Source organism: Microbacterium sp. HMWF026, assembly GCF_003061325.1.
Lineage (GTDB): Bacteria > Actinomycetota > Actinomycetes > Actinomycetales > Microbacteriaceae > Microbacterium > Microbacterium testaceum_E.
Map to the genome: position 1 here is coordinate 1 of NZ_QAJB01000176.1, position 2,261 is coordinate 2,261.

Below are 2,261 nucleotides of genomic sequence, written 5' to 3' on the forward strand. Positions count from 1 at the left end.
GAGGGGCGCCAGTGGGACTCCACCTCGACCCGCACGGGGGAGGAGCTCCGGCACCTCGCGGGCCTCCTCGCCGCGCACCGGCCGGCCGCGGCCAAGGACGTCAGCATGGCGGGCATCGTCGGCACAGCGGCGATGCTCGCCGAGGCGTCCGGAACCGGCGCGCTGATCGACGTGGCCGAGATCCCCGCGCCGCCCGACGTCGCCTTCGGTGACTGGCTGACCTGCTTCCCGGGGTTCGGCATGCTCACCGCCGCGGCTCCCGAGATCCCCTCGCCCCTCGCGCAGTCAGCCTCCATCGGCGAGCTCAACGCCGAGCCCGGCGTCGTGCTGCGCTGGCCCGACGGTGTCGAGACGCGCGCTCTCGACACGGATGCCACCGGCCTCGGCCAGGCGTAACGCAGCCTCATTCCGGTTGAAACCGATTCGAAACACCCGGGCGCGAGTCTGATACCAGGCACACGCGCTCCATCCCCGGCACCACCCGACGCGAAGGACACGACAATGACCACCGACCTCGACGCTCAGATCGCAGAGAACATCGCGAAGTCCCTGGGCGAGATCCCCCACCCCTCGCTCCCCAAGGGCAGCAACATCTACGGCTCCACCAAGCTGTTCCCCGACTTCCAGGCCGAGAACGGCGAGTCGTACTTCACGCTCATCCACGGCATCCCGCACGAGTCCTCCGTCAGCTTCGTCGCGATCCTGCAGGCGACCCGAGCGCTTCGAAAAGGCTTCGAGTCGGCCATCTACCTGTACGGCCCGGGCACCCTGGCGGCTACGGCCAACCGCGGCTTCCCGACCACGGGAGACGCGGGATTCCCCGGTGAGCTCAACATGAACAACTCGCTCGAGACCTTCATCAAAGAGGGCGGCACGGTCTACTGCTGCCGCTTCGGCCTCGCCCTCCACGGCATCCGCGAAGAAGACCTCATCGAGGGCGTCATCCCCGCGCACCCGCTGGACGTGCAGGACGCCGTCATCTACTACGCCCGCAAGGGCGCCATCATCAACTCCGTCTACAACCTCTGAGGCGCGTCATGTCGATCACCGTTGCCTCCGTCTCGGCCAACTTCACGCGGGACCTGGAGCAGAACTACGCGCTCATCGCCGACCTGGTGGCCGAGGCGCGGGCGGCGGGAGTGTCGTTCCTGGCGTTCCCCGAGGCCGCGATCGGCGGCTACCTGTCGTCGCTCGGCAATCACGGCGACACGATCAAGACCACCACGAAGTCGATGCCGCCGGCCATCCGGCTCGACGGTCCGGAGATCGCCCGCGTGCAGGAGTTGGTGGGCGACATGATCGTCACGATCGGGTTCTGCGAGCTGGCCGACGACGGCGAGACGCGGTACAACGCGGCGGTGTGCCTGGACGGCGGGAACATCTACGGCTCGTACCGCAAGGTGCACCAGCCGCTGGGCGAGAACATGTCGTACTCGGCGGGCGACACCTACGAGGCGTTCGACACCCCCGTCGGACGCGTGGGCATGCAGATCTGCTACGACAAGGCGTTCCCCGAGGCCGCGCGCATGCTCGCCCTCGACGGTGCCGAGATCGTGGTGAGCATGTCGGCGTGGCCCGCGGCCCGCACCGCGACCGCCGAGAACCTGCAGGACGACCGCTGGACCTACCGGTTCAACCAGTTCGACATCGCGCGCGCGCTCGACAACCAGGTGTTCTGGATGGCATCCAATCAGTCGGGCACGTTCGGGTCGCTCCGCTACGTCGGCAACGCGAAGGTCGTCGACCCGGGCGGCAACGTCCTCGCGACGACCCTGCTCGGCACCGGGCTCGCCATCGCCGAGATCGACATCGAAGAGACGTTCCGGACGATGCGCGGGGGCATGTTCCACCTGCGCGACCGTCGACCCGACGTGTACGGCCCGGTCGCCGAGACGGCCGGGGAGCACGTCGAGGGGTGGAAGGAGCTGGCCCGTGCCTGAGATGCGCTTCGCCGTGCGCTGGCCTGACGGCGCCGAGTCGTCGCACTACTCGCCGAGCCTCGTGATGCACGACTACCTCTCCACCGGGAGCCGCTACGACGTCTCCGATTTCGTCGCTCGATCGAGCGAGGCACTGGATGCCGCGGGCGAACGCGTGCGCGCCGCCTACGGGTTCGCGTGCACCTCGGCCATGGCATCCCGAGACGAGATCGTGCGCACGGCGGGGGCTTACGCCGGCGGCGAGGTCACGGTGCTCCGCATGGAGCCACCGCTCCCGGCGGTGTCGTCGTGATCCCCGTCGAGCTCCGCGCGGGCGACCAT

At 68.9% G+C, this 2,261-nt stretch carries 4 protein-coding genes; all 4 read left to right on the forward strand.

The features are described 5' to 3' along the window. The coding region (locus DBR36_RS07450) for an AIR synthase-related protein (RefSeq protein WP_258222612.1) at window positions 1-396 on the forward strand (396 nt) is incomplete at its 5' end. A gap of 105 nt (window positions 397-501) precedes the next feature. Further along, window positions 502-1,029, forward strand: coding sequence for an MSMEG_0572/Sll0783 family nitrogen starvation response protein (locus tag DBR36_RS07455; protein ID WP_108318250.1), 528 nt, complete (start codon window positions 502-504; stop codon window positions 1,027-1,029). 8 nt (window positions 1,030-1,037) lie between these two features. Beyond that, window positions 1,038-1,940 (forward strand): carbon-nitrogen hydrolase family protein, encoded by a 903-nt coding sequence (locus tag DBR36_RS07460; protein WP_108318251.1) that lies wholly within the window; start codon window positions 1,038-1,040, stop codon window positions 1,938-1,940. A gap of 1 nt (window position 1,941) precedes the next feature. After that, window positions 1,942-2,232: an MSMEG_0570 family nitrogen starvation response protein gene (locus tag DBR36_RS07465; protein ID WP_258222613.1), complete on the forward strand. Its 291-nt coding sequence runs from the start codon at window positions 1,942-1,944 to the stop codon at window positions 2,230-2,232. Window positions 2,233-2,261: the final 29 nt, after the last annotated feature.